This window comes from Motilibacter deserti (assembly GCF_011250635.1).
GTDB lineage: Bacteria > Actinomycetota > Actinomycetes > Motilibacterales > Motilibacteraceae > Motilibacter_A > Motilibacter_A deserti.
The window spans coordinates 55,876-80,230 of sequence record NZ_JAANNP010000005.1; the positions used below are offsets into that span (position 1 = coordinate 55,876).

Below are 24,355 nucleotides of genomic sequence, written 5' to 3' on the forward strand. Positions count from 1 at the left end.
CGGGCCGGGAACGGCCGTTCGGGCAACGGCGGCGCGGCGAAGGGCAAGGGCAGGCCCGGTGGCGGTCGGCCGACGCGGCCGGGCCCCGGCCGGGGCGGCTCCGGGGCTGGGCCGGCGTCCGGGGCGCCGGCGCAGGACGCCGCCCCCGCCTCGTCGGATGCAGGTCAGGCGGGAAAGGCTGCCGCTGCGGCAGTGGGCGCGGGATCCGCCGTCGTGACGGACGGCGGGAAGGCCGCGGGCCGCACCCCGGCCAACGGGGACGCCACCTCGGCCGGAAGCAGGCCCGCCGAGGCCGAGTCTGCGGAGCACGAGCGCGTGGAGGAGGCTGCCGCGGGCGAGCCGGTCGAGGGCACGGCAGCGGAGGAATCTGCCGCGGACGAGCCGGTCGAGAGCATCGCCGCGGAGAAGACGGCTTTAGGAAACCAGGCCGCGGACGAGCTGCCCGGAAACCAGGGCGCGGACGACGAGCCCGCGCAGGACGAGCCCGCGAAGGGCGAGCCCGCGAAGGGCGAGCCCGCGAAGAACGGAGCCTCGGCCGAGCCGACTGCGGACGCGCGGCCGCAGCCGCCTTCCGCGCCCTCTGCGCCGGGCACTTCGCAGGAGACAGGCCCGCAGCCTGCACCGGACGTGCCTGCCGTCCCCGGAGCCGCCGGCGCGACACCGGCAGGCCGGCTCAGCGCGTTGCGGCCGCTGCTGGGCACGAACCGCCGCCAGATCGCCATCGCGGCCCTGCTCGCCCTGGTCGGGTTCGCCGGGGCGGTGCAGGCGCGCACAACCCATGACGCCGGGCTGACCGGGCTGCGCCAGGCCGACCTCGTCCGGATCCTCGACGACGTCGACGAGCGCGCCGCGCGGCTGCGGGCGGAGGAGCGCGAGCTCGAGGAGTCGTACGAGCAGCTGGCCAGCGGCTCGGGCGGCTCGGGCGCGGCGATCGAGGACGCGCAGCGCCGGGCCGACGTGCTCGGGATCCTCGCGGGGACCCTGCCCGCCCAGGGCCCGGGCATCGAGCTGCGGATCCCCGACCCCGGAGGGGCCGTGCCCGCCAGCCAGCTCCTCGACGCGGTGCAGGAGCTGCGTGACGCCGGAGCCGAGGCGATGCAGCTGGGCGACGTGCGCGTCGTGGCGAGCACGGCCTTCCTCGATGCCTCCGACGACTCGGGCCCCGCCGTCTCGGTGGACGGCGTACGGGTGGAGCCGCCGTACCAGCTGCGGGCGATCGGTGACCCGGACGCCCTGGAGTCCGCCCTCGGGATCCCCGGCGGTGTCCTGGAGTCGCTGCAGGCCGCCGGGTTGCGGCCCGACGTGGCCCGCCGGTCCAGCCTGGAGATCGACGCGTTGCACGCCGAGAAGGACGCGCAATACGCTCGCCCGGCCGCCGACGAGTCGGGCGGGTGACCCGGATCAAAGATCGTCGGGGACGGCGAAAGGCTCCCGACGGACACGGGCAGGCTCCGGGCGGCGGCACCGAGGAGGGCTCCGGAAGGGCGCACACGCAGCTCCGTACGGGCGACCCACGGGTCCCGCACACCCGGCCGGCACGAGTGCGGCGCCTGACCGGCACAATCCCACCGCACAGACGAGGCGGCGCCCCAGCCGCCGCGACGCGACGACGAGAGGCGTGACGTGCTGCCGCAGGAGCTCCGCTACACCCCCCAGCACGAGTGGGTCCGCGACGGTGGGACCGTCCGCGTGGGCATCACCGACTTCGCCCAGGATGCGCTCGGCGACGTCGTCTTCGTCACGCTGCCCGAGGTGGGGGCGCAGGTGCAGGCCGGCGAGCCGTGCGGCGAGGTCGAGTCGACCAAGAGCGTCAGCGACGTCTACTCGCCGGTGACCGGCACCGTCACGGCGCGCAACGAGGCGCTCGAGGCGACGCCCGAGCTCATCAACTCCGACCCGTACGGCGACGGCTGGATGTTCGAGGTCGAGGCGGCCGACGCGGGCCAGCTGGACGGCCTGCTCGACGCCGACGCGTACGCGGCGCAGACCGGCGCCTCCTGAGCCGAGCGGCCGGGCGGGACGGCCCGTCCCGGTGACGCCTGCGCGACTCCGTCCGGACGGCGCAGATTTGTCCATGCCGCGGCGGGGCAGACCCTCACCCTCGACCTTCGGTTGACGGTCGGTGCCGCCAGCCTTAGGTTGCGGCACTACGGTGGAGACTCGCTCACGACGAGGCCCACATCGAGGAGGCCCCACGCATGCCGGTCTGCACGAACTGCGGACACGCGAACCCGGACGACGCGCGCTTCTGCAGCAACTGCGGGAGCTCGCTGCGCGCCGCAGGCGGCCCGGGTGGAACAGACATCACCTCGACCATGTCCATCTCCGGGCTGACGGTCGAGCCCGGCCCGGACACCGACACCGGGACGGAGCTGCCCGCGGTCTCGGCCGCCGACCTCGCCGCGGTCGAGGCGCTGCCCCCGGGGTCGGCGCTGCTCGTGGTGCGCCGCGGGCCGAACGCGGGCAGCCGGTTCCTGCTCGACGAGGACGTGACGACCGCGGGGCGCCACCCCCAGAGCGACATCTTCCTCGACGACGTGACCGTGTCGCGCCGGCATGCGGAGTTCGTCCGGTCCGGGCAGGGCTTCGCGGTGCGGGACGTCGGCAGCCTCAACGGCACCTACGTCAACCGCGAGCGGATCGACGAGGTCGTGCTCAGCGACGGCGACGAGGTCCAGGTCGGCAAGTACCGCATGGTGTTCCTGCCCAGCGGTGGAGGAGCCGTGGCGTGAGACCGCTGCCCGCACATCTCGCGCAGACGCGCGGAGCAGCGACCATGAGCATCGGCGAGGTCCTGGCGGCGCTGCGCCAGGAGTTCTCCGACGTCACCATCTCCAAGATCCGGTTCCTCGAGGCGGAGGGGCTGGTCGAGCCGCAGCGGACGGCCTCGGGCTACCGCAAGTTCGCGCAGGAGGACGTGGAGCGGCTGCGCTACGTCCTGCGCGCCCAGCGCGACCGCTATCTCCCGCTGCGCGTCATCAAGGAGCACCTGGACGCGATCGACCGCGGTCTGGAGCCGCCGGCCGACCTCGACGGCCCGCCGCGCGCGCCGCGCCCGGTGCCGGACGCCGGCGGCTTCCCCGGGCCGGAGTCGTTCCGCCGCGACGGCGCGGGGCTGCGGCTGGCCCGGGGCGAGCTCTGCGAGGCGGCGGGGATCGAGGACCAGCTGCTCCGCGAGATCGAGGGCTACGGCCTCGTGGCCACCACGTCAGAGGGCTATTTCGACGGGGACGCCCTCCTCGTCGCCCAGACGGTCGGGGAGCTCGCCCGGTTCGGGGTGGAGCCCCGACACCTGCGCCCGTTCAAGACGGCGGCCGACCGCGAGGCCGGGCTCGTCGAGCAGGTGACCCGGCCGCTGCTGAGCCAGCGCAGCCCGGAGGCGCAGGCCCGGGCCGAGGAGGCCACCCGGGAGCTCGGCGCGCTCTCGGTCCGACTGCACGCGCTGTTGGTGAAGGCGGCCCTGCACCGGGGATAGGAGTGCGGGACGGCGCTCGACAGGCCGCTCGACAAGGACCGTCTCGGGGGCCGCGCGGCCCGTCGGTGAGAGGTAGGGTTGCGGAGTGCGCCAGCTCGACGTCGTCGGCGTCCGGGTAGAAATGCCCTCGAACCAGCCCATCGTCCTGTTGAAGGAAGCAGGCGGTGAGCGCTACCTGCCTATCTGGATCGGGGCGGTGGAGGCCACGGCCATCGCGTTCGCCCAGCAGGGGGTCGTGCCGGCCCGGCCGCTGACCCACGACCTGCTCCGCGACGTGCTCGGCGCGGTCGGCCGGGAGCTCGAGCAGGTCCGCATCACCGGCCTGCGTGACGGTGTGTTCTATGCCGAGCTCCGCCTCTCCGGCGGCGTGGAGGTCAGCAGCCGGCCGTCCGACGCGATCGCGCTGGCCCTGCGCACGGCGAGCCCGATCTTCTGCGCGGACGCCGTCCTCGACGAGGCCGCGATCGCGATCCCGGACGAGCAGGAGGACGAGGTCGAGAAGTTCCGCGAGTTCCTCGACTCCATCTCCCCGGAGGACTTCGAGGCCGGCGGAGCCCCGGGCTCGCCCACCTGATCCCTGCCGGCCCGCTGACGTCCACGACGTCGGTCGTCAAGACCGGCCGCGACACGCCCGGGGAGCTCGTTGACCCCGGAGTTCGGACCCCCGTACCGTGCGGAGGGAAACGCCGTCGCTGTAGTTCCACCGGTGAGAGCAGCCCAGGTCCAACCCGGGATGTGCCGGTCCCCTGACTAGCGACCCACGACGGCTGGACGGAGGACGGCATGGCCGGGAGCGGCTCGGACGGTGGCGCCACCGCGAGCGGTGCGGCCGGGAACGTCCCCGGCAGCCTGCCGCGGGCCACGCAGGAGATGCTCTTCCCCGACCAGCTGCCGACGCTGCCGGAGGACGTGGGCTACCGCGGGCCGACCGCGTGCGCCGCAGCCGGCATCACCTACCGCCAGCTGGACTACTGGGCGCGCACCGGGCTCGTCGAGCCGAGCGTGCGCTCCGCGGCCGGGTCCGGCTCCCAGCGGCTCTACTCCTTCCGCGACATCCTCGTGCTCAAGGTCGTCAAGCGGCTGTTGGACACGGGCGTCTCGCTGCAGAACATCCGCGCCGCCGTCCACCACCTGCGCGACCGCGGTGTCGAGGACCTGGCGCAGATCACGCTCATGAGCGACGGGGCGAGCGTCTACGAGTGCACGTCCGCCGACGAGGTCGTCGACCTGGTCCAGGGCGGGCAGGGCGTCTTCGGCATCGCCGTCGGCCGGGTCTGGCGCGAGGTCGAGGGCTCCCTCGCCGAGCTGCCGGCCGTGCGCCCGGACGCCGAGGACGGCACGGCGGCCGCCGACGCGACCGACGAGCTGGCGAAGCGGCGCGCGCGGCGCATCGGCTGACGCGCGCCTGCGCCGGCTCGCTCGGCTAGGGTGGAGGCGTCGACGACCCCGGACGGGAGAGTCGGCGCCGCAGCCAGCGGTGCCGCGCCGAAGGAGCAATCCTCCCCACGAACCTCTCAGGCCCACGGACCGTTCGGGAAAGACGCCTCTGGAAAGCAGGCGATGGCTCCTCGTACGCGCGGTGCGGCGCGTACGGCCCCGGGGCGATCGGCTCGCCGACGGTGAAAGCCGGCCCTCGTTCCCGGGCCGGTGAAGCTCTCAGGCCCACGGACAGAGGGGGAGGCCCTGCCCCGTCGTGCCCGGGAGGCCTCGTGACGATCCTCGACCCGCTCCGCACCACCGACGCCGCGCCGGCGTCCGCCGCGCAGACCGACGAGCCTGGCGCCGCCGCGTTCGTCCGTCGGCACATCGGCGCCGCGCCCGAAGAGCAGGCCCGCATGCTGGCCGTGCTCGGCTACTCCTCGCTCGACGAGCTGACCGACGCCGCCGTCCCCGAGGCCATCCGCAGCGACGAGCCCCTGGCGCTGCCCGCCGCCGCCAGCGAGGAAGCGGTCACGGCCGAGCTGCGCGCGCTCGCCGCGCGCAACCGGGCCCGGACGCCCATGATCGGGCTCGGCTACTACCGGGCCGCGACGCCGGCGGTGATCCGGCGCAACGTGCTGGAGGACCCGGGCTGGTACACCGCGTACACGCCGTACCAGCCGGAGATCAGCCAGGGCCGGCTCGAGGCGCTCTTCACCTTCCAGACCCTCGTCTCCGACCTCACCGGCCTGCCCGTCGCGGGCGCCAGCCTGCTCGACGAGGCCACCGCGGCCGCCGAGGCGATGACGCTCGCTCGCCGGGTCGCGGGCGCGAAGGGGGCGGGTCGGCCGTTCCTCGTCGACAGCGACGTGCACCCGCAGACCCTCGCGCTGCTGCAGGCCCGGGCCGAGCCGCTGGACATCCCCGTCGTCGTGCTCGACCTGTACGCCGCCGCAGCCTCCGGCGCCGGGCTGCCGGACGCCGTGCTCGGCGCGCTGGTGCAGTACCCCACGTCGACCGGTGCCGTGCACGACCCGGCTGCCGTCGTCGCCGCGGTGAAGGAGCGCGACGGCCTCGTCGTCGCCGCGACGGACCTGCTCGCGCTCACGCTGCTGACGCCGCCCGGCGAGTGGGGCGCCGACGTGGCGGTCGGCAGCTCGCAGCGGTTCGGCGTCCCGCTCTTCTACGGCGGGCCGCACGCCGGGTTCATGAGCGTGCGCACCGGCCTCGAGCGCCAGCTGCCGGGCCGGATCGTCGGGCTCTCGCGCGACGCCGACGGGCGCCCGGCGTACCGCCTTGCCCTGCAGACCCGCGAGCAGCACATCCGCCGGGACAAGGCCACGAGCAACATCTGCACCGCGCAGACGCTGCTCGCCGTCGTCGCCGCGATGTACGCCTCCTACCACGGCCCCGAGGGCCTGGCCGCGATCGCCGAGCAGGTTCACGGGCGGGCCGCCGCGCTGGCTGCGGGGCTCCGGGCGGCCGGGGTCGACGTGGCGCACGGCGCGTTCTTCGACACCGTGCTGGCCCGCGTGCCCGGCCGCGCCGACGAGGTGGTGGCCCGGGCCAGAGCGGCCGGCGTCGACCTGCGCCGGGTGGACGCCGACACGGTCGGGATCAGCGCGGACGAGACGACCACCGCCGCCCACGTCGAGGACGTCCTCGCCGCCTTCGGCGCCCGCCCGGTGGCCGACGCGCCGGCGACGGTCCCGGCCGCGCTGCGCCGCACGTCCGCGTACCTCACCGCCCCGGTCTTCGCCGACTACCGGTCCGAGACCGAGATGCTGCGCTACCTGCACCGGCTGCGCGACCGCGACTACGCCCTCGACCGCGGCATGATCCCGCTCGGGTCGTGCACGATGAAGCTCAACGCCACCGTGGAGCTCGAGCCGATCAGCTGGCCGGAGTTCGCCGGGCTGCACCCGTTCCAGCCGGCTGAGGACGCGGCGGGCTACGCCGAGCTGACCGCCGACCTCGAGCGCTGGCTGGCCGAGGTCACCGGCTACGACGCGGTCAGCCTGCAGCCCAATGCAGGCTCGGCGGGTGAGCTGGCCGGCCTGCTCGCCATCCGGGCCTACCACCGCGACTCCGGGGACGCCGAGCGCGACGTGTGCCTCGTGCCGGCCTCGGCGCACGGGACCAACGCGGCGAGCGCCGTGCTCGCGGGCCTGCGCGTCGTGGTCGTGAAGACCGACGAGAACGGTGAGGTCGACCTCGCGGACCTGCGTGCCAAGTGCGAGCAGCACGCCGGGCGCGTCGCCGCGATCATGATCACCTACCCGTCGACGCACGGCGTCTACGAGGAGGGCGTGCGCGAGGTCTGCGCGACCGTCCACGACGCGGGCGGCCAGGTCTACGTCGACGGCGCCAACCTCAACGCCCTCGTCGGGGTCGCCCGGCCCGGCCGCTTCGGCGCGGACGTGAGCCACCTCAACCTGCACAAGACCTTCTGCATCCCGCACGGCGGGGGCGGCCCGGGTGTCGGCCCGGTCGCGGTGCGCGCTCACCTCGCGCCGTTCCTGCCCAACCACCCGCTCGCGTCGAAGGCGGGCCCGCCGTCGGGCACCGGCCCGATCAGCGCCGCGCCGTGGGGCAGCGCGGGGATCCTGCCGATCCCGTGGGCCTACATCCGGCTGATGGGGGCGGAGGGGCTGCGCCAGGCGACGCAGTCGGCGGTGCTGTCGGCCAACTACGTGGCCGCGCGCCTTCGCGAGCACTACCCCGTGCTCTACACCGGGCGCGGCGCGCTCGTCGCCCACGAGTGCATCCTCGACCTGCGCCCGCTCACCGCCGCGACCGGGGTCACGGTCGATGACGTGGCCAAGCGGCTGGTGGACTACGGCTTCCACGCCCCGACGATGAGCTTCCCGGTCGCGGGGACGCTGATGGTCGAGCCGACCGAGAGCGAGGGCCTGGCCGAGCTCGACCGCTTCATCGACGCGATGATCGCGATCCGCCGTGAGGCCGACAAGGTCGGTGCGGGGGAGTGGCCGCGAGAGGACAACCCGCTGACGAACGCGCCGCACCCGGCGGAGCGGCTGGTCGAGGAGTGGGCACACCCGTACTCGCGGCGCGAGGCCGTCTTCCCGGGTGCCGTCTCGCCGACGGCGAAGTACTGGCCGCCCGTCTCGCGGATCGACTCGGCCTTCGGCGACCGCAACCTGGTGTGCGCCTGCCCGCCCACGGCGGCGTACGAGGACTGACGGGAGCGGCGGGTCGACCGCGCGGGGCGCTGGGCGGTCGACCGGCTGACCCGGCGGGAAAGCCCCGCCTCTGCACGAGCGCGATGCGGCCTGGGCCGCGGGACCGGCGCGGACGCCGGCCCGTGGCTCAGGCCGCGTTGCTCACGGCGCGGTGCGGGGCGACGGCCCGCCCGTTGGGCAGCAGGTGCCCGGTGTCGTCGAAGATGACGACTCCGTTGCACAGCAGGAACCACCCCTGTTCAGGGTGGCCGGACACGATGGCAGCAGCCTCGTGGTCCAACGCGTCCGCCGCCGGACAGGCGGGGACATGGGTGCACTTCATCGCACGCCTCCCTTCTTGGCTCGTGCCGAGCCACTCCAGAGTGCTCCTCGGCTGTGTGCTGCGCCACCTTCAACACGCCTGGCGTTTCCCGGCTTCCTTTCACCCAGGAGACGTGACCCACATCGCCGGATACGCCCGATCGGCCTAGCCCGTCCCGCGCCAGCGGGCTACGCCGGAGGGGGCTCAGCCGACCGGGGGCCAGGACGTGCGTCGACCTCGCATCCCAGGGCCGCACCCTGGCGGCCGCGTGCATGCCGGTGCTGGCGAGCCTGCGCCGCCTCGAGCCTGCGCCGCCTCCAGCCAGGGCCGCCGGAGGAGGCTGTCGCGGCAAGTCGTCGAGGTCGTCCGTCGGCCGGCGGGGACCGGCGCCGACCGAAGGGGCGCGAGCCCTGTCTCACCGGGCCGCTGCGTCCTAGTCTGTGCCTCGTGGACGTCGTGAGCAGGAACAACGTCGTCGTACGCGGCGCGAGCGACGCGCCTCCCCTCGTGTTCGCGCACGGGTTCGGCTGCGACCAGGGCATGTGGCGCTACGTCGCTCCCGCCTTCGAGGCGACCCATCGCGTGGTGCTCTTCGACCACGTCGGCGCGGGCCGGTCGGACCTCGCGGCGTACGACCCCTCCCGCCACGGCAGCCTCGAGGGCTACGCCCGCGACGTCCTGGAGATCCTCGACGCCCTGGCCCTGGGCGAGGTGACGTTCGTGGGCCACTCGGTGAGCGCCACGATCGGGCTGCTCGCCGCCGCCGAGCGCCCGGACCTGTTCGCGCGCCTCGTCCTGGTCGGGCCGAGCCCGCGCTACGTCGACGACGTGGGCTACCGCGGAGGGTTCGCCCGCGAGGAGATCGACGAGCTGCTGGAGACCATGGACGGCAACTACCTCGGCTGGTCTGCGCAGATCGCGCCGGCCATCATGGGCGTGCCCGAGCGGCCGGAGCTCGGCCGCGAGCTCGCCGACAGCTTCTGCCGCAGCGACCCGAGCATCGCGCGGGCGTTCGCACGCGTCACGTTCCTGTCCGACAACCGCGCCGACCTGGCCCGCGTGCGCACGCCCGCGCTCGTGGTCCAGTGCCGCGAGGACGTCATCGCCCCGCCCGAGGTGGGGGCGTACGTCCATGCGTCCCTGCCCGGCAGCGAGCTGACCGTGCTGGATGCGACCGGGCACTGCCCCAACCTCAGCGCGCCGGGCCAGCTCGTCGCGGCGATCCGCGACTACCTGCGGCCGCGCTCCGACGTCAGCGCCGCACCACGGGTGGGCGCCACGCGGTGAACGCGTCGACGCCGTGGGACGACGCCCCGTGCGGCCTGCTGACGATGCGACTCGACGGGACCGTCGTCGCTGCCAACGCCACCCTGCTCGCGTGGGTGGGGCGTACCCGCGAGGAGGTCGTCGGGCGGGCGCGGCTCGCAGAGCTGCTCACGGTCGGGGGACGGATCTACTGGGAGACCCACCTCGCCCCGCTCCTCATCGTCGAGCGTCGGCTCGACGAGGTCGCGGTCGAGCTGCGCGCGGCCGGCTCCCGGCTCCCCGTCCTGCTGAGCGCGTCGGCCACTGCCGCCCGCCGTGACGGGCCGGCCGCGGCCGAGGATGCCGACGGCGCGCTCGTGCAGGTGGCTCTGACGCCGTCGTCGGAGCGGTCGCGCTATGAGCGGGAGCTGCTCGCCGCCCGGCGCGTGGCCGAGCAGTCGGCTGCGCACGTGCGGGCGCTGCAGGAGGTGACCGCCGCCCTGTCACGCGCCGTGGGGGTCGAGGCGGTGGCCGGGGCCCTGCTCTCCGCCGTGCTCGCGACGTTGCGAGCTCCCGCGGGGACCGTGTGGGTCGCCGAGGCGGGGGCAACGCTCGTGCAGCGCGCCAGCGCCGGTGAGGCGGGCGGCGCCGCGCCGGCGCCCAGCGCGCAGGAGCTGGCCGCGGCGGGCGAGCCGTGCCTCGACGGCGCCCGAGTCGTGGTCCCGCTGCACGGCCGCGACGCCCTGCGCGGCGTGCTCTCGCTCGTCCGGCCGAAGGGGCCCACCGCGCCGGCGCTCGACCGGGACGTTCTCGTGGCCGTGGGCCGTCAAGCCGGCCTCGCCCTGGACCGCGCGCAGCTCTACGAGCAGCAGGCGGGCGTCGCCCACGAGCTGCAACGCGCGCTCCTGGTCGGCGAGCCGCCGGAGGACCCGCGCTACGAGGTCGCCGCCGCGTACCAGCCGGGGGTGGAGGCTCTGGAGGTCGGCGGCGACTGGAGTGACGTCTTCCTCGCCCGCACCGGCGTGCTGGCCGTCGTCGTCGGCGACGTGGTCGGGCGCGGGCTCGGGGCCGCCGGGGCCATGGGGCAGCTACGCAGCGCCGTGCGTGCCCTGGCCGGGACGGGCGCGCCGCCTGCCCGCTTGCTCACGCTGCTCGACGGGTTCGTCGCTCAGATCCCGGCGGCCTCGATGGCGACCCTGGCGTACGCCGAGCTGGATCTCGCGACGGGACTGCTGAGCTACGCGTGCGCTGGGCACCCGCCGCCGCTGCTGCTGCCACCGCAGGCGCCCGGGCTGCTGCTCTGGGAGGGCCGCTCCACCCCGCTCGGCGCGTTCGTGGGACGCGCGCCGAGGACCCAGGCGCGGGCCTGGATCAAGCCCGGCGCCAGGCTGCTGTTCTACACCGACGGCCTCGTGGAGCGGCGCAGACAACCGCTCGACGACGGCTTGCTGCGGCTGCGGGAGGCGGCCGATCGGGTGCGGGACGTCCCGGGTGCCGACGCCGTCGGCACGATCATCGGCACGCTGCTCGCCGACGCGGAGGCCCGGGACGACGTCTGCATGCTGTTGCTCACCTGGCTCGGGCCGACCCTGGCCGAGGAGCTGCCGGCCGATCTGCGCCGCCTGCCCGGGCTGCGGCGGTCGCTGGGGGAGTGGCTGGCGGCGCAGGGCGTGCCGACCCCGGTCTGCGGAGACGTCGTCCTCGCGGCGTCCGAGGCGGTGGCCAACGCCGTGGAGCACGGCTGCGCCGGAGGCCCCGGGTTGGTCCGGGTCTCTGCGGGCATCGAGCGGCACGCGGACCGGCCGCAGGTCGTCGTCACCGTGAGCGACGACGGACGTTGGCGCGAGGCGGGCGCCGCGGTTCCCGAGCGGGGGCGTGGGCTGCGCATCATGCGAGGGCTGATGGACGACGTGCAGGTCATGGCCGGGGAGGGCACCACCGTCGTGCTGCGCCGCGCGCTGGGAGGGGCGGTGCCATGACGATCCTCGGGCTGGCGGAGCCCGGGCCGGACGCGCCCCAAGTGCTCCACGCCTCCGGCGAGCTGGACGCCGCCACGGTGCCCGCGCTGCTCGAGCAGGTCCCGGACCTGCTGGCAGGCGCCTGCGGCGTCGTGCTCGACCTCAGGGACGTCACGTTCTTCGACAGCTCCGGCGTCCGCCTCGTGGACGTGGTGGCCCGGCAGTGCGCGCGCCGGGGAGTGCCCGTCGCGGCCGTGGCGCCGCCCGGGCACCTCGCGCGACGCGTGCTGGAGATGGTCGGGATGGCCGAGAGCTTCGTGGTGGACGGCATCGACGAGGCGTTCACGGCCGTGCGCCGGGGATGAGCCCGGCTCCCGAAGGAGGAAGCGCTTTCCCCTGAGCCGCACTTCCTCCGCGGTCCGCCCGGAGAGGGCAGCACGACACGGCCTAGGCGTAGCCGCGCACGTAGTCGACGACGAGCTGCGGGACGGCTCCGGCGTCGTGCCCGTCGGAGCGGTCGGGGAAGTCGAAGACGGCGAGCATCAGCTGCATCGGGTACGTCGGCGGCGCGGCGCAGGCGCGCACCGCGACGCCGTCGACGAGGAACTCGACCCGATCGCTCGTCCAGTCCACGGCATAGGTGTGGAAGTCGGCGACGTCGATCGGCAGCTGCGTGACCGCGAAGTCCTCGGGCACATGTGGGTCGCGGAACGAGTGCAGCCCGCACCCGACGCCGGCTCCCGAGCCGGGGACGACCGCGTCGCCGAAGACTTCTGCGACACAGATCTCCGCGCTCCGCGCGGGCACGTCCTCCAAGCCCACGAGCCACCACGCGACCATCGAGCGGGGTGTGATGTCCGCGCGGGCACGCATCTCCAGGTAGCCCGAGCTCGGAGTCCAGCCCCTGAACTCCGGCTGCTCCTGCTTCACGGTCAGCCCGGGCCGGAACGGCTGCTGGCCGCGTGTGGACCCGACGGGCCCGGACAGGCTCGCCGATTGCACGCCGGAGACGCGCAGGGGAGGGGAGTGCTCGTCGGCGCACCACAGCCCCTGGTCGGCCGGGATCGACAGCCGGAGGCAGGAGTCCTGGACCTCGTACGTCGCGGCGCTCGTCGCGCGCGAGCTCCACTCCGGCAGGTAGTGCGGCAGCCACCGCGAGCGGTCGAGGCGCGGGGCGTCGAACTCCTCGGCGAAGACCAGCCGCGACCGGCCGGGCGGCGGGGTCACGGTGCCTTCTCGAGACGGTCGGGCGTATCGGCTTCGGCCGCCGCGGTGCCGGAAGGGGCCACGAGGAACGGCTGCCGGTCACCGCCGGGCTCGACCTCCGCACGTGTGCGGGGCAGGGCGTACGGATGGTTCTGCTGCAGCCAGGTCAGCAGCTGCTCGCGGATGTCGCACCGCAGGTCCCAGGCACTGGGCGCGTCGTGGGCGGAGGCGAGGACGCGCACGACCATGGTGGTCGGAGTCGTGTCGACGACCTGCAGCACCCAGTCGCGCCGGTCCCAGAGGGGCGACCCCTCGATCACCTCGCGCGCGTGGTGGCGCAGCGCGTCGAGCGGGGTCGCGAAGTCCAGGTGCAGCTGGACCGCCCCCAGCACCCGCGACTCCTGCCGCGTCCAGTTCTGGAACGGGTTGCTCGTGAACCAGCTCGTCGGCAGCACGAGGCGGCGCTCGTCCCAGAGGTGCACGACGACGTAGGTCAGCGTCAGCTCCTCGATGCGCCCCCACTCGCCCTCGACGACCACGACGTCGTCGATGCGCAGCGCGTCGGTGAACGCGAGCTGGATCCCGGCGAAGACGTTGCCCAGCGTCGCCTGCGCGGCGAAGCCTGCGATCGCACCGGCGATGCCCGCCGAGGCGAGCAGCGAGGCGCCCACGGTGCGCAGGGTGTCGAAGGACATGAGGATCGCCCCGACGCCGACGGCCGTGACGACCGCCGCGGTGATGCGGCGCACGATCAGGATCTGGGTGCGCATCTTGCGGACGCGCCGGTTGTCGGTGACGTCGATGCGCAGCTTGGTGAAGGCGGCGTCCTGCGCGACGAAGAGGGCCTTGACGACGAACCACGAGACCGCGGCGATGGCCGCGATGACGAGCGCGTGGCGGACCACCCGCTGCACGTCGTCGTCGGGGAGCGGCTCGGCGTCGACCGCCTGCAGCAGGGAGAACGTGACGAGCGTCGACACCCAGGCGCGGTGGCACGCCTCGTGGACCCGCCGCGCGAAGCCCCGGTAGCGCTGGGGCGGCAGCAGCGTCACGGCCTTTCCGGACAGCCAGCCGGCGAACGCGGCGGCGACCCCGGTCGCGGCGAGCACGAGCAGGGTCCGCCAGAGGCTCTCGCCCTCGGACAAGCCTTCCTCCTTCCTCGCCTGCCGAGCGGCAGCAGCGGTACGACGAGCGCCGTGCCCGTCGGGGTGGGTCGGGGTCAGGTGCGCCCGTCGTGCTCCTGGGCCTCGAAGAGCGTCGCCTGCGCCCCCTGGTCGGTGCCCGCGCCCGGCTCGGTCATCCACGTCGCGTGCAGGACGGGGAAGCCGGCGGCGCGGACCGCGGCGACGACAGCTGCGTCGTCGTCGACGACCATCCCGACCGGCGCGTCCCGGGCCAGCTCGCGCAGCCGCTCGACCTTGACCAGGCGCGCCGGGCGGCGGTCACGGGTGGGCCGCAGCAGCAGCCGGCCGGGGGGAAGCCCGTGGCGCCGGAGCCAGTCCTCGGTGGCTGTTCGGCAGGAGACCGGCCGCCCGCTGAGGTAGACGACCTCGTGCTCGGCGGCGAGGGTCGCGGCTACGGCAGCCCCTTCGGCGAGCAGCTCGTCCTCCGGTGCCGCTGCGAAGAAGGCGGGCCAGTCCTTCGGCCGCTGGTCCAGGTGATGGAGCCGATGGCGTACGTCGGCCAGCACGCCGTCGATGTCGAGGACCGCATAGGGCCGCGCCGGGCGTTCGGTCGCCATGCGCCCAACGCTAGGCAGCGTCGCTTCCGGCACCGCCCCCGGCCCCGTCGTGGCCGGTCGGGCCCGGCTCGTCGCCGAAGAGCGTGCCTTGCCCCAGCGTGTCCGCAGCCGACGCGCGCCGGCGCCCCTTGGTGGGGCGGCGCGCCTCACCCGAGGTCGCGGGGACCGGCTCCGGGGCTGGGGGAACCGCCTCCCGGGCCGGCAACGACGCCTCGACCGACTCCGCAGCCGGTTGGGGCACCTGGGCGACCGCATCCCATCCCGCCCGCGCCGGCGTCGCGGCCCGGTCGGACGCCCGCGGCCCGGGCAGCGGCCCTCCGGCTCCGGCTGCGGCGGCGGGCACGCGGTGCAGCAGCGCCCGACGCGGGCTCGTCGCGGCCGGCGCGGCGCTGCCCAGGCCGGCGGCGGCGGCGGCCGCCGCCGAGAGCCCCACGGTGGACCCGCTGCGCCCCTTCGCCACGAGCAGCTGAGCGGGGATGCGGGCGCGCAGCTCGGACACGTGGCTGACCAGGCCGACGACGCGGCCGCCCTCGCGCAGACCGTCGAGCACGTCCAGCACCTCGTCGAGCGTCTCCTCGTCCAGGGCGCCGAACCCCTCGTCGACGAACAGCGTCTCCATGAGCACGCCGCCCGCCTCGCTCGTGACGACGTCGGACAGCCCCAGCGCGAGCGCGAGCGAGGCCATGAACGCCTCGCCGCCGGACAGGGTCGCCGGGTCCCGCTCGGCACCGGTCCACGCGTCCAGGACGGCGAGGCCGAGCCCCGCTCGGCCCCGGCCGCCGGCCGCGTCGGTGTGGACGAGGCTGTAGCGCCCGCCCGACATCCGGCAGAGGCGCTCGGTCGCCGCCTCGGCCACCTGCTCGAGCCGCGCCGCGAGGACGTAGGCGGACAGCCGCATGCGCAGCGTGTTGTCCGCACTGGTGCCCTCGCACAGGGTCGAGAGCCGGTGAGCGACCTCGGCGGCCGCGCGCAGCGGCGTGATCCGCTCGACGGCCTGCTCGACCTCCACGCTGATCTGCTCGAGCTCGACCGCGCGCTCGCTCGCCCGCGACGCGGCCGCCAGCGCCGCTCCGGCGATCGCCTCGGCCCGGTCGGCGAGCTCGAGGGCCGCGGCCTCGTCCGGGGCGGGCTCGGCGAGCAGCTGCTGCAAGGCGCCGTCGGCGTAGGCGGGCTCGGCGAGCCGGTCTGCAACGGCGGCGGCCTCGCGGTCGTGGGCCGCGACCTGCTCCTCCAGTCGCGCGAGCGCGGGCGCGGGCAGGGCAGCGCCGTGTGCGTCGGTCACGGTCGCAAACCCCTGCGCCTGGGCTGCCTCGACCGCCTGCCGCTCGACCTGCGCGACGTCCGCCGCGCATCGAGCGGCGTCGGCCGCCGTCTCGGCGGCCTGGTCGACGGCTGCGCACAGCGCCTCGAGGCGGGCGCGCCGGGCGCGCACGCTGTCATCCTCGCCCCGCGCGGCGTCCAGCCGCTGGCGCAGCTCGCGCGCCTGCTCGGACGCGGTGGCCGCCGCGGCGGCCAGCTCGGCGCCGCGCTCGGCCAGCGCCTGGTCCTCCTCGACGAGGGCGGACTGCGACCTCTCCAGCTCGGCCAGCGCCTGCTCGTGTCGGGACAGCTGCCCGGCGGCGCGGGCGACGGCAGCGGCCGTGGCCCGGGCGGTCGTGAGCTCCTGCTGCAGCTGCTCGAGCGCGGCGCCACCTGCGGCGGCTTCGGCAGCGGCCAGCTCGACCCGGAGCGCCGACGAGGCCTGCTCGCGCCGTCGCCGCTCGCCCTCGGCGGCGTCGGAACGCCGGTGCGCGGCTTCCTCTTCCTCGGCCGGAGCGTCAGATGCGGCCCGGGCGGGCTCGGGGTGGCTGGTGCTACCGCAGACGGGGCAAGGGTTGTCGGGCGCCAGGCCGGCGGCGAGCTCGGCGGCCATCCCGTCGAGCCGGCGCTGACGGGCGTCGAGCCACGCCTCCCGGGCGCGCAGCGCGCGGTCGGTCGCGGCGCGCTCGGCATCGGCCGTCGTGACGACGTCCGACCTCAGCGCAGCGGCGCGGCTCGCCGCGGCCACGCGCGTGCCGAGGTCTGCCACCGCAGCATCCGCGCGCTCGCGCTCGAGGACCGCCGACCGGGCGGCGTCGCGCCGCTCGGTTGCGTCACGCAGGCGCGCTGGAAGCGCGGTCAGCTCGCCCGCGACCTCCTCGCGGCGCTGGCGAACGCCCGCGGCAGCCGCGGCGGCGGCGGCGGACCGGCGGCGCAGGTCACGCTCGGTGGCCTCGTCGCGCTCGAGCAGGGCGAGCGCCCCGCACTCGCCCGCAGCCGCCGCGGAGGCTGCGCGCAGCTCGTCGAGCCCGGCGGCCTGCAGGTCGGGTGGGAGCGCCTTCCGCGCGACGCGCTCGGCCCGGGCAGCCGCGCGCGCTGCGGCTGCGGACGCGGTGGCGGCCTCGAGGTAGGGCAGCACCCCGGCGGCGCGCCGAGCGGCCGCGAGCTGCTCCGCCGCCCGCTCCCGCTCACCCCGTGCCGCCTCGACCCGGGTGGCGCGCGCCGCCAGCTCGACCGCGTCCCGCCTCCGCCGGGCCTGGTCCTGGGCGGCGGCGGCGCCGGCGCGGGCCGCCCGGGCTGCCTCGGCCGCAGTGGCCGCTGCCGCGGTGGCCTCGTCCGCGTGCGCGAGCGCGGCGCCGGCGAGCTCACGGACGCGCTCGAGGGCGGTGCTGTCGTCGTCTCCCGGGCCGGTGCCGCCGAAAGCCCCTACCGCCCTGCTGCCGCCCTCGGCGACCGGCCCACCGCCGTCGGCGGTTGAGCCGCTTGGTGCGCCGTCCGCGCCGTCCGCGCCGTCCGCGCCGTCCGCGCCGTACGCGTCGAGCGGAGCGCCCGGGGACGCGCCGCCACCCTCTGCCGCGGACGGCCCGCCCTGCGCGCCCAGGACGTCGACGAGCCCGCCCGCCGCCTGGGCCGCCCGCGCGGACAGCAGTGACAGCTCCAGCGCGGCGGACTGGACCGCGTCGCGGGTCGTGCGGCGCCGCTCGGCGAGCCAGGCCTCCACCGCGCTGAACCGGTCGGTGGAGAAGAGCGCCTCGAGGATCGCCCGCCGCGCCTCCGCGTCCGCGCGCAGGAACCGCGCGAAGTCGCCCTGCGGGAGCAGGACGACCTGGCAGAACTGCTCGGCGCTCATGCCCATCAGGTCGCGCAGCAGGTGGCCGGCCTCGTCGAGCCGGGTCGAGAGCACGACCGGCTCGCCGGAGGTGACCTCCTCGAGCAGCACCTTCGCCGGCTGGCGCGTCACGCCCTCGCCGCGCCGCTTGGCCCTGTCCCACGCCGGGCGGCGCGCGACCCGCAGCCGCCGCCCGCGCACGGTGAGCTCCAGGACCACCTCGGTCGGCAGATCGGCCGAGGCGTGGTCGCTGCGCAAGCGGGCCGCGCCCTGACGCGCGCCGGGGACGACGCCGTAGAGCGCGTAGACGACCGCGTCGAGCAGGCTGGTCTTGCCGGCGCCGGTAGGACCGCTGAGCAGGAACAGGCCGGAGACGCCCAGTGCGTCGAAGTCGACGGACTCGGAGCCGGCGAAGGGGCCGAACGCGGTGGCGGTGAGCGAGTGCAGCCGCACGTCAGGCCTCCGCCTCCGCGCGGCGGGCCGCCTCGAGCGCCCGCTGCAGCAGGGCGGCCTCGTCCGCGGTCGCGGCAGCGCCGCGTACGTGCTCCACGAAGCCGCCGACGAGGGCCAGGTCGTCCAGCCCGCGCACGCGCTCGGAGTAGGACGTGACCGTGGCCCGGACGCTGCGCTCCGGCTCGTGGCCCAGCACGAGCACGTGGGGGAAGCGCGCGCGCAACCGCTCCATCGGCTCCCGCGGCCGGGCGGCGTCGGTCAGCGTCACCTGCAGGTAGGACTGCTCGTGCCGGGCCAGCACCGGGTCGGTGAGCAGCGCGTCGAGGCTGCCGCGCAGGCGGGCGAGCGGCCGCGGCACGGGGCAGGGCACGAGCTGCACCCCGCTGAGCCCGCCGGGGCCGAGGTCGACGAGGGCCACGGACTTGACGTGGCCCGCCTCGGAGAAGGAGTAGGCGAGCGGGGAGCCGCTGTAGCGCGCCCACGGCGAGACCGTCTGCGCCCCGTGCAGGTGGCCGAGCGCGGCGTAGTCGACGCCGGCGAACGTCTCGACCGGCACGACGCTCACCCCGCCGACGGTGATGTCCCGCTCGCTCTCGGACGGCACCCCGCCGGCGACGAAGGCGTGCGCGGCCACCACGGACCGGGTGCCGGCCCCGCGACGGGCGAGATCGGCCCGTACGCGGCGCATGGCCTCCCCGAGCACGCTCGCGTGGCTGCGCGTCGCGCAGCCGAGCCGAGCCGCGACGGCGTCGGGCTCGAGGTAGGGCAGCGGGTAGAACGCGACCGGCCCATGGGCGTCCTCGACCAGCACCGGCTCGTCGATGCGCCCCGGGTCCGTGCGCAGGTGCACACCGGCGAGGTCCAGCAGCCGGGAGCCGAAGCCGAGCCGGGAGGCGGAGTCGTGGTTGCCGCTCAGCAGCAGCACGCGGGCGCCGGTCGCGGCCAGCCGGGCGAGCGCCTCGTCGAAGAGCTGCACGGCGTCCACCGACGGCAGCGCGCGGTCGTAGACGTCGCCGGCGACGAGCACCACGTCCACCCGCTCGGACCCGGCCAGGTCGACCAGGAAGTCGACGAATGCGGCCTGCGGCCCGAGCATCCCCTCGCGGTGGAAGGAGCGGCCCAGATGCCAGTCGGAGGTGTGGAGCACTCGCACGCCCCGCACCGTAGGAGGCCCCACTGACAAGACCCGGGAGGCGCGCGGCAGCCGGTGGGGGATTGCCTCATCTGCCGCACGGGGATCGGGGGGTCATGGGCAAACGTGTCGAGCGGCAGGAGTTCACCCGCGAGGACCGCCGCCGCTACCGGCAGAAGGCCCATCGCTGCCTCGACGTCCTCGGCCTCATGCTGGCCGAGGACCGGTTCGACCGCGAGCGCCCGATGACCGGGCTCGAGGTGGAGCTCAACCTCGTCAACGGGCAGGGGCTGCCGGCGCTGCGCAACACCGAGGTCCTGGACCGGATCGCCGACCCGGCCTTCCAGACCGAGCTCGGCAGGTTCAACATCGAGGTCAACGTCGAGCCGCGCCGGCTCGACGGCGACAAGCTCGCCGGCCTCGAGCGCGAGCTGCGCGGGGCGCTGGACGCGGCCGAGGCGCGCGCCCGCGAGGCCGGCGCGGGCATCGTCATGGTCGGGATCCTGCCGACGTTGCGCGAGGAGGACCTCGGCCGCGGAGCGCTGTCGGAGGACCCGCGCTACGGGCTGCTCGACGAGCAGATCCTCGCCGCTCGAGGCGAGGACATCCCGCTGGAGATCTCCGGCCCGGAGGTGCTGTCGACGCTCGCGGCGACGATCGCCCCGGAGGCCGCGTGCACGAGCGTCCAGCTCCACCAGCAGGTGCGGCCGGAGCGCTTCGCGGCGCACTGGAACGCGGCGCAGGTCCTCGCGGGGGTCCAGCTCGCCATGGGGGCCAACTCGCCCTACCTGCTGGGCCGCGAGCTCTGGCGTGAGACGCGCATCCCGCTCTTCACGCAGGCGACGGACATGCGCAGCGAGGAGCTCAAGGCCCAGGGCGTACGCCCGCGGGTGTGGTTCGGCGAGCGGTGGATCACGTCGGCGCTGGACCTGTTCGAGGAGAACCTGCGCTACTTCCCGGCGCTGCTGCCCCTGTGCGACGAGGAGGACCCCGTCGCCGTCGCGGAGGAGGGACGGGCGCCGAAGCTCTCGGAGCTGGCCCTGCACAACGGCACGGTCTACCGGTGGAACCGGCCGATCTACGACACCGTCGGCGGTGTCGCCCACCTGCGCATCGAGAACCGCGTGCTGCCCGCGGGGCCGACGGTCGTCGATGTGCTCGCGAACGGCGCGTTCTACTACGGGTGCCTGCGCTCGCTCGTCGAGGCGCACCGCCCGCTGTGGACGCGGATGCCGTTCCGCGTCGCCGAGGAGAACTTCCTCGCGGCGGCGCGCCACGGCATGGGCGCGTCCTTCACCTGGCCCGAGGCGGGGCGCATCGCCGCGCCCGACCTCGTCCTGCGCCACCTGCTCCCGCTGGCCCACGAGGGGCTGGAGAGCGCCGGGGTCGACGCCGACGTACGCGACCGGCTCCTGGGCGTCATCGAGGGGCGTTGCATCGCCCGCCGCAACGGCGCGACGTGGCAGGTGCAGCAGTGCGCGCACCTCGAGCGCTCCGGCTGCGACAGGGGCACTGCGCTTCGGCTGTTGACCCAGCGCTACGTCGAGCTGATGCACTCGAACCTCCCCGTGCACCAGTGGCCGGTGGGCTGAGCGCTCCGCCACCGACGGGCGGCCCGGCGCCGGCAGGAGGTGTGCGCGAGGATGGGCCGGGCACCGGGCAGGTGCCTGCGACGTCGAGGGGGAGCCGGTGCGCGAGACGGGGCTGTCGGGGATCGAGCGGTTCCTGATCCTGCAGCGGGTGACGCTGATGGTGAACCGGTACGAGGTCCGTGCCGCGGGGTCCGACGGCACCCCGGGCGCGCTGCTGGCGCTGGCCGAGCAGAAGCGCCTGGCGTTCAAGGAGGAGGTCACCTTCTTCGCGGACGAGGCACGCCGGGTGCCGGTGTTCTCGTTCAAGGCGCGCTCGCGGATGGACCTCGGCGCGACGTACGACGTGCGCGACGCAGCGGGCACCCCGATCGGGCTGTTCCGCAAGGACTTCGGCAAGTCGTTGCTGCGCTCGACCTGGCACCTGGAGGCCGCGGGCGTCGCCGCGACCGGGACCGAGCGGAGCGCCGCCGTGGCGATCGGGCGCCGGGCGTGGGAGCTGCTCCCCGTCGTGGAGAGCCTGCCGTCGCCGTTCCGCTTCCACTTCGACTTCCGGGACGCTGCCGGCGACGTGGTGCTGAGCTCGCAGCGGATGCGCTCGTTGCGGGACCGCTACGAGGTCACCGTCCCCGGCGCGCGGGTGGACGGCCGGGTCGCTGCGGCGATGTGCGTGGCCTTGGACGCGCTGCAGTCGCGCTGACCCGAGGGGGCTAGTCGGCCGGGCGCCGGTGCACGTCGCGCGCCGTCGCCTGGTCCCGGGGGAACAGGTCGAGACGCGCCACCGACACGTGCGCCGGCCGAGTCACGGCCCACGTGACGACGTCGGCGACGTCCTCACCAGTGAGCGGCGTCATGCCGTCGTAGACCGCGTCGGCGCGGTCGACGTCGCCGGAGAACCGCACGGTGGAGAACTCGGTGTTGACCAGCCCGGGAGCGATCTCGATGACGCGGACCGGCTCGCCCAGGAGCTCGAGCCGCACGGTGTCGACGACGGCGGCGGCCGCGTGCTTGGCGCCGGTGTAGCCGCCTCCGCCGACGTAGGTCTGGTGGCCCGCGACGCTCGTGATGACGACGATGCGCCCGTCGCCGGAGGCGCGCAGCGCCGGCAGGAACGCGTTGATGGTGCGCGGCAGGCTCAGGACGTTGGCTTCGTACATCCACCGCCACTTCTCCTCGTCCCACTTCTCCACGGGGTCGAGACCGAGCGCACCACCTGCGTTGCACACCAGGACCTCGCAGGACGTGACCCCGGCGGCGAACTCCTCGACGGAGGCCGAGTCGGTGACGTCGACGCGGCGCGTCCGAACGTCCACGCCGGGAATCCCGGCCGCCACCTCGGCGAGCCGGTCGGCGCGCCGCGCCCCGAGCAGGAGCGGGAAGCCGGCGGCCCCGAGCGCCCGGGCCGTCGCGGCGCCGATGCCGCTGCTCGCACCGGTGATGACTGCCGTGCCGCGCGTCGCCGCAGATGTGGTCACGGGGCAGAACCGTACGGCCCGCAGGTCAGAGCAGCGTCAGCTGGGCGGGCTCGACGGCCGGCTGCGGCCGGGACAGCCGTGCCCGCTCGTGGCCGGTGCGCCAGCGCGTGGTGGCCCGCCGTCCGATGCCGTGCTTGTCGGCCAGCTCGCGGACCTGCCGCGCGATGAGCTCCTGGTAGCCCTTCGGCGCGTATGACCCGGCGGCGTAGAGCGCCTGGTAGCGGGCGACGAGCTCGGGGTGCTCGCGCTCGAGCCAGGCCATCCACCACTCGCGCGCGCCGGGCCGCAGATGGAGCACGATCGGGGTGAGGTACGCCGCCCCCGCCGCCGCGGCGGCGGCGACCGTCTCCTCGAGCTGGGCGGGGGAGTCGGTGAGCCCGGGCAGGATCGGCGCCATCAGCACGCCGCACCGGATGCCCGCCTCGTTGAGGGCCGCGACGGTCTCGAGCCGGCGCATCGGCGCGGGCGTCCCGGGCTCGACCCCGCGCCAGACCGTCTCGTCGACGAACCCGACCGAGAGCGCGGTCGAGACGTCCGTGCGGTCTGCGGCGTCGGTGAGCAGGTCGAGGTCGCGGGCGATGAGCACGCCCTTGGTGAGGATCGAGAAGGGGTTGTTCGCGTCCCGCAGGGCGGAGATGACGCCGCGCATCAGGCGGTAGCGGCCCTCGACGCGCTGGTAGGGGTCGGTGTTGGTGCCGAGCGCGACGTGCTCGCCCTTCCACCGCCGCCCCGCGAGCTCGCGGCGCAGCACCTGGGCCACGTTGACCTTGACGAGGACCTTGGCGTCGAAGTCGGCGCCGGAGTCCAGGTCGAGGTATTCGTGGGTCTTCCGGGCGAAGCAGTAGCGGCAGGCGTGCGAGCAGCCGCGGTAGGGGTTGACCGTCCACGAGAACGGCACCTGCGACGCGGCCGGCACCCGGTTGAGCGCCGAGCGGGCCTGCACCTCGAAGAAGGTCATCCCGCGGAACGCCGGGGTGTCGAACGTGCGGGTGACGGCGCCACGGGGGAGAAGCGGGAGCGCGCCGTCGGCGAGCCCGGCCCCCTCTTCGTCCGCGTCGAGGCGCAGGTTGTCCCATCGCACCGCATCAGTAGAACACATGTTCGACTGAGGGCGCTGGGGCGGCGGGTCGGTTGCTGTGCGAGCAGGGGGTGCGCCAGGGTTGGCGGGTGAGGCAGCGCGAGCGAGGGCCGGTCCGCGAGCCGGCCGGGGAGCCCGGGTCGGCCCCGCCGCCCGCCCGCAGCGACGGTCGGCGGCGGTGACGGGCGAGCGATGACCCGGAGCTTCCTGATCCTGCACGGGTGGCAGAACACCCGCCCGCCGGGGCACTGGCAGCGGTGGCTGGCCGAGCAGCTCGAGGCAGGTGGAGAGCGCGTCGCGTACCCGCAGCTGCCGGATCCCGATGAGCCACGGCTCGACGTCTGGACCGAGCACCTGCTCGCCGCCCTCGACACGCTGCCCGCGCAAGGCCGCACCGTCGTCTGCCACAGCCTCGCCTGCCTGCTCTGGCTGCACGCGGCCGCCCGGCCGTCGCCCGTGCCGCCGGTGGACCGGCTGCTGCTCGTCGCGCCCCCGTCGGGCGAGGTCCTGCGCCGGCACATCGAGGTGGCGGCGTTCGCCGGCCCCGCCGCCTCTGCGGCCGATGTCCGCGCCTCGGCCCTGAGCGAGGCCCGGCTGGTGGCGGCCGACGACGACCCCTACTGCCCGGCCGGCGCGGCCGGCGAGTACGCCCGCGCGCTCGAGCTCGAGCTCGACCTGCTGCCGGGCCAGGGCCACCTGAGCATGGACGAGGGCTACGGGCCCTGGCCCTCGGTGCTGCGGTGGTGCCTCGAGCCGGGGGTTCGCGTCGAGGCGCGGGCCGGGGCGATGCCGCCCGGCTGACGAGTCCGGCTCAACCAGGCGGCTCGGCTGCCGATGAAGAAGCCAAGCGGCCGGAAGGGCCCGGAGCGGACGCGCAGCGGCTCCGGCGCCGCGCCGGCGGTGGGTCTGCGCGGTTGATGTGAGTACGCCGGTCCCGGCCTTGCCCTCGAGGC

At 75.4% G+C, this 24,355-nt stretch carries 21 protein-coding genes and 2 riboswitches; of the genes, 13 read left to right on the top strand and 8 right to left on the bottom strand.

The features are described from left to right. Positions 1-213: 213 nt before the first annotated feature. From G9H71_RS25055 to gcvP, 7 genes are all read left to right on the top strand, one after another. A complete protein-coding gene (locus tag G9H71_RS25055; RefSeq protein ID WP_166281636.1) occupies positions 214-1,395 on the top strand; it encodes a DUF881 domain-containing protein in 1,182 nt (393 codons plus the stop codon). 228 nt (positions 1,396-1,623) lie between these two features. Next, positions 1,624-2,001 carry a glycine cleavage system protein GcvH gene (gcvH, locus tag G9H71_RS10845; RefSeq protein WP_166281638.1) on the top strand — a complete coding sequence of 126 codons (378 nt, stop codon included), beginning with the start codon at positions 1,624-1,626 and terminating at the stop codon, positions 1,999-2,001. Positions 2,002-2,198: 197 nt separating this feature from the next. Then, positions 2,199-2,732, top strand: coding sequence for an FHA domain-containing protein (locus tag G9H71_RS10850; protein ID WP_166281640.1), 534 nt, complete (start codon positions 2,199-2,201; stop codon positions 2,730-2,732). Between the two features lie 44 nt (positions 2,733-2,776). After that, positions 2,777-3,475, top strand: a complete 699-nt coding sequence (ftsR, locus tag G9H71_RS10855; RefSeq protein ID WP_166281642.1) for a transcriptional regulator FtsR — start codon at positions 2,777-2,779, stop codon at positions 3,473-3,475. A gap of 85 nt (positions 3,476-3,560) precedes the next feature. After that, positions 3,561-4,049 carry a bifunctional nuclease family protein gene (locus tag G9H71_RS10860; protein ID WP_166281644.1) on the top strand — a complete coding sequence of 163 codons (489 nt, stop codon included), beginning with the start codon at positions 3,561-3,563 and terminating at the stop codon, positions 4,047-4,049. A gap of 209 nt (positions 4,050-4,258) precedes the next feature. Further along, positions 4,259-4,873 carry a MerR family transcriptional regulator gene (locus tag G9H71_RS10865; protein ID WP_166281646.1) on the top strand — a complete coding sequence of 205 codons (615 nt, stop codon included), beginning with the start codon at positions 4,259-4,261 and terminating at the stop codon, positions 4,871-4,873. A 43-nt stretch (positions 4,874-4,916) separates the two neighbouring features. Beyond that, positions 4,917-5,015, top strand: a riboswitch (glycine riboswitch). After that, positions 5,016-5,157: riboswitch (glycine riboswitch) on the top strand. It abuts the riboswitch before it with no gap. 27 nt (positions 5,158-5,184) lie between these two features. Then, the gene (gene gcvP, locus G9H71_RS10870) at positions 5,185-8,097 is read left to right on the top strand and encodes an aminomethyl-transferring glycine dehydrogenase (RefSeq protein WP_331272903.1); all 2,913 of its coding nucleotides are present in this window, start codon (positions 5,185-5,187) and stop codon (positions 8,095-8,097) included. Between the two features lie 127 nt (positions 8,098-8,224). Here gcvP and G9H71_RS10875 read toward each other — a convergent pair whose 3' ends face one another. Further along, positions 8,225-8,419, bottom strand: coding sequence for a DUF5999 family protein (locus G9H71_RS10875; RefSeq protein WP_166281648.1), 195 nt, complete (start codon positions 8,417-8,419; stop codon positions 8,225-8,227). Between the two features lie 426 nt (positions 8,420-8,845). On the opposite strand from G9H71_RS10875, the gene G9H71_RS24490 reads away from it, so the two are divergent. The 3 genes from G9H71_RS24490 to G9H71_RS10890 are packed head-to-tail and all read left to right on the top strand — an operon-like array spanning position 8,846 to position 11,966. After that, positions 8,846-9,685 carry an alpha/beta fold hydrolase gene (locus G9H71_RS24490; protein ID WP_166281650.1) on the top strand — a complete coding sequence of 280 codons (840 nt, stop codon included), beginning with the start codon at positions 8,846-8,848 and terminating at the stop codon, positions 9,683-9,685. Continuing rightward, entirely contained in the window at positions 9,682-11,622 is a 1,941-nt protein-coding gene (locus tag G9H71_RS24495) for a SpoIIE family protein phosphatase (RefSeq protein WP_166281652.1), read from the top strand. Before G9H71_RS24490 ends, G9H71_RS24495 begins: the two co-directional genes overlap by 4 nt. After that, positions 11,619-11,966, top strand: a complete 348-nt coding sequence (locus tag G9H71_RS10890) for an STAS domain-containing protein (RefSeq protein ID WP_166281654.1) — start codon at positions 11,619-11,621, stop codon at positions 11,964-11,966. The genes G9H71_RS24495 and G9H71_RS10890 overlap by 4 nt, the downstream gene beginning before the upstream one ends. A gap of 82 nt (positions 11,967-12,048) precedes the next feature. On the opposite strand, the gene G9H71_RS25060 is transcribed toward G9H71_RS10890, so the two are convergent. The 5 genes from G9H71_RS25060 to G9H71_RS10915 form a co-directional block, all read right to left on the bottom strand. Continuing rightward, on the bottom strand, positions 12,049-12,828 hold the full coding sequence (locus G9H71_RS25060) for a glycoside hydrolase family 16 protein (RefSeq protein ID WP_331272904.1): 780 nt from the start codon (positions 12,826-12,828) through the stop codon (positions 12,049-12,051). Further along, a complete protein-coding gene (locus G9H71_RS10900; protein WP_166281656.1) occupies positions 12,825-13,952 on the bottom strand; it encodes a mechanosensitive ion channel family protein in 1,128 nt (375 codons plus the stop codon). Before G9H71_RS10900 ends, G9H71_RS25060 begins: the two co-directional genes overlap by 4 nt. Before the next feature lie 74 nt (positions 13,953-14,026). Continuing rightward, positions 14,027-14,548 carry a phosphatase domain-containing protein gene (locus G9H71_RS10905; RefSeq protein WP_166281658.1) on the bottom strand — a complete coding sequence of 174 codons (522 nt, stop codon included), beginning with the start codon at positions 14,546-14,548 and terminating at the stop codon, positions 14,027-14,029. A gap of 10 nt (positions 14,549-14,558) precedes the next feature. Then, positions 14,559-18,128 (bottom strand): AAA family ATPase, encoded by a 3,570-nt coding sequence (locus G9H71_RS10910; RefSeq protein WP_166281660.1) that lies wholly within the window; start codon positions 18,126-18,128, stop codon positions 14,559-14,561. Between the two features lies 1 nt (position 18,129). After that, a complete protein-coding gene (locus G9H71_RS10915) occupies positions 18,130-19,281 on the bottom strand; it encodes an exonuclease SbcCD subunit D (protein ID WP_166281662.1) in 1,152 nt (383 codons plus the stop codon). Between the two features lie 95 nt (positions 19,282-19,376). Between G9H71_RS10915 and G9H71_RS10920 the strand changes: the two genes are divergently transcribed. Then, positions 19,377-20,852 carry a glutamate--cysteine ligase gene (locus G9H71_RS10920; RefSeq protein WP_166281664.1) on the top strand — a complete coding sequence of 492 codons (1,476 nt, stop codon included), beginning with the start codon at positions 19,377-19,379 and terminating at the stop codon, positions 20,850-20,852. 97 nt (positions 20,853-20,949) lie between these two features. Then, entirely contained in the window at positions 20,950-21,549 is a 600-nt protein-coding gene (locus G9H71_RS10925) for an LURP-one-related/scramblase family protein (RefSeq protein ID WP_231134604.1), read from the top strand. Positions 21,550-21,559: 10 nt separating this feature from the next. On the opposite strand, the gene G9H71_RS10930 is transcribed toward G9H71_RS10925, so the two are convergent. Continuing rightward, the gene (locus G9H71_RS10930; RefSeq protein WP_166281666.1) at positions 21,560-22,324 is read right to left on the bottom strand and encodes an SDR family NAD(P)-dependent oxidoreductase; all 765 of its coding nucleotides are present in this window, start codon (positions 22,322-22,324) and stop codon (positions 21,560-21,562) included. 25 nt (positions 22,325-22,349) lie between these two features. Further along, positions 22,350-23,405: an Rv2578c family radical SAM protein gene (locus G9H71_RS10935; RefSeq protein ID WP_331272905.1), complete on the bottom strand. Its 1,056-nt coding sequence runs from the start codon at positions 23,403-23,405 to the stop codon at positions 22,350-22,352. A gap of 189 nt (positions 23,406-23,594) precedes the next feature. Here G9H71_RS10935 and G9H71_RS10940 point away from each other — a divergent pair, with 189 nt between their 5' ends. After that, positions 23,595-24,203 carry an RBBP9/YdeN family alpha/beta hydrolase gene (locus G9H71_RS10940; RefSeq protein WP_166281670.1) on the top strand — a complete coding sequence of 203 codons (609 nt, stop codon included), beginning with the start codon at positions 23,595-23,597 and terminating at the stop codon, positions 24,201-24,203. The last annotated feature ends 152 nt before the right edge of the window (positions 24,204-24,355 follow it).

Bases quoted from the DNA above. Each gene is read 5' to 3' on its own strand.
- G9H71_RS10850 (WP_166281640.1), top strand. From the start codon at position 2,199: ATGCCGGTCTGCACGAACTGCGGACACGCGAACCCGGACGACGCGCGC.
- ftsR (WP_166281642.1), top strand. From the start codon at position 2,777: ATGAGCATCGGCGAGGTCCTGGCGGCGCTGCGCCAGGAGTTCTCCGAC.
- G9H71_RS10865 (WP_166281646.1), top strand. From the start codon at position 4,259: ATGGCCGGGAGCGGCTCGGACGGTGGCGCCACCGCGAGCGGTGCGGCC.
- G9H71_RS10875 (WP_166281648.1), bottom strand. From the start codon at position 8,419: ATGAAGTGCACCCATGTCCCCGCCTGTCCGGCGGCGGACGCGTTGGAC.
- G9H71_RS10890 (WP_166281654.1), top strand. From the start codon at position 11,619: ATGACGATCCTCGGGCTGGCGGAGCCCGGGCCGGACGCGCCCCAAGTG.
- G9H71_RS10905 (WP_166281658.1), bottom strand. From the start codon at position 14,548: ATGGCGACCGAACGCCCGGCGCGGCCCTATGCGGTCCTCGACATCGAC.
- G9H71_RS10920 (WP_166281664.1), top strand. From the start codon at position 19,377: ATGGGCAAACGTGTCGAGCGGCAGGAGTTCACCCGCGAGGACCGCCGC.
- G9H71_RS10940 (WP_166281670.1), top strand. From the start codon at position 23,595: ATGACCCGGAGCTTCCTGATCCTGCACGGGTGGCAGAACACCCGCCCG.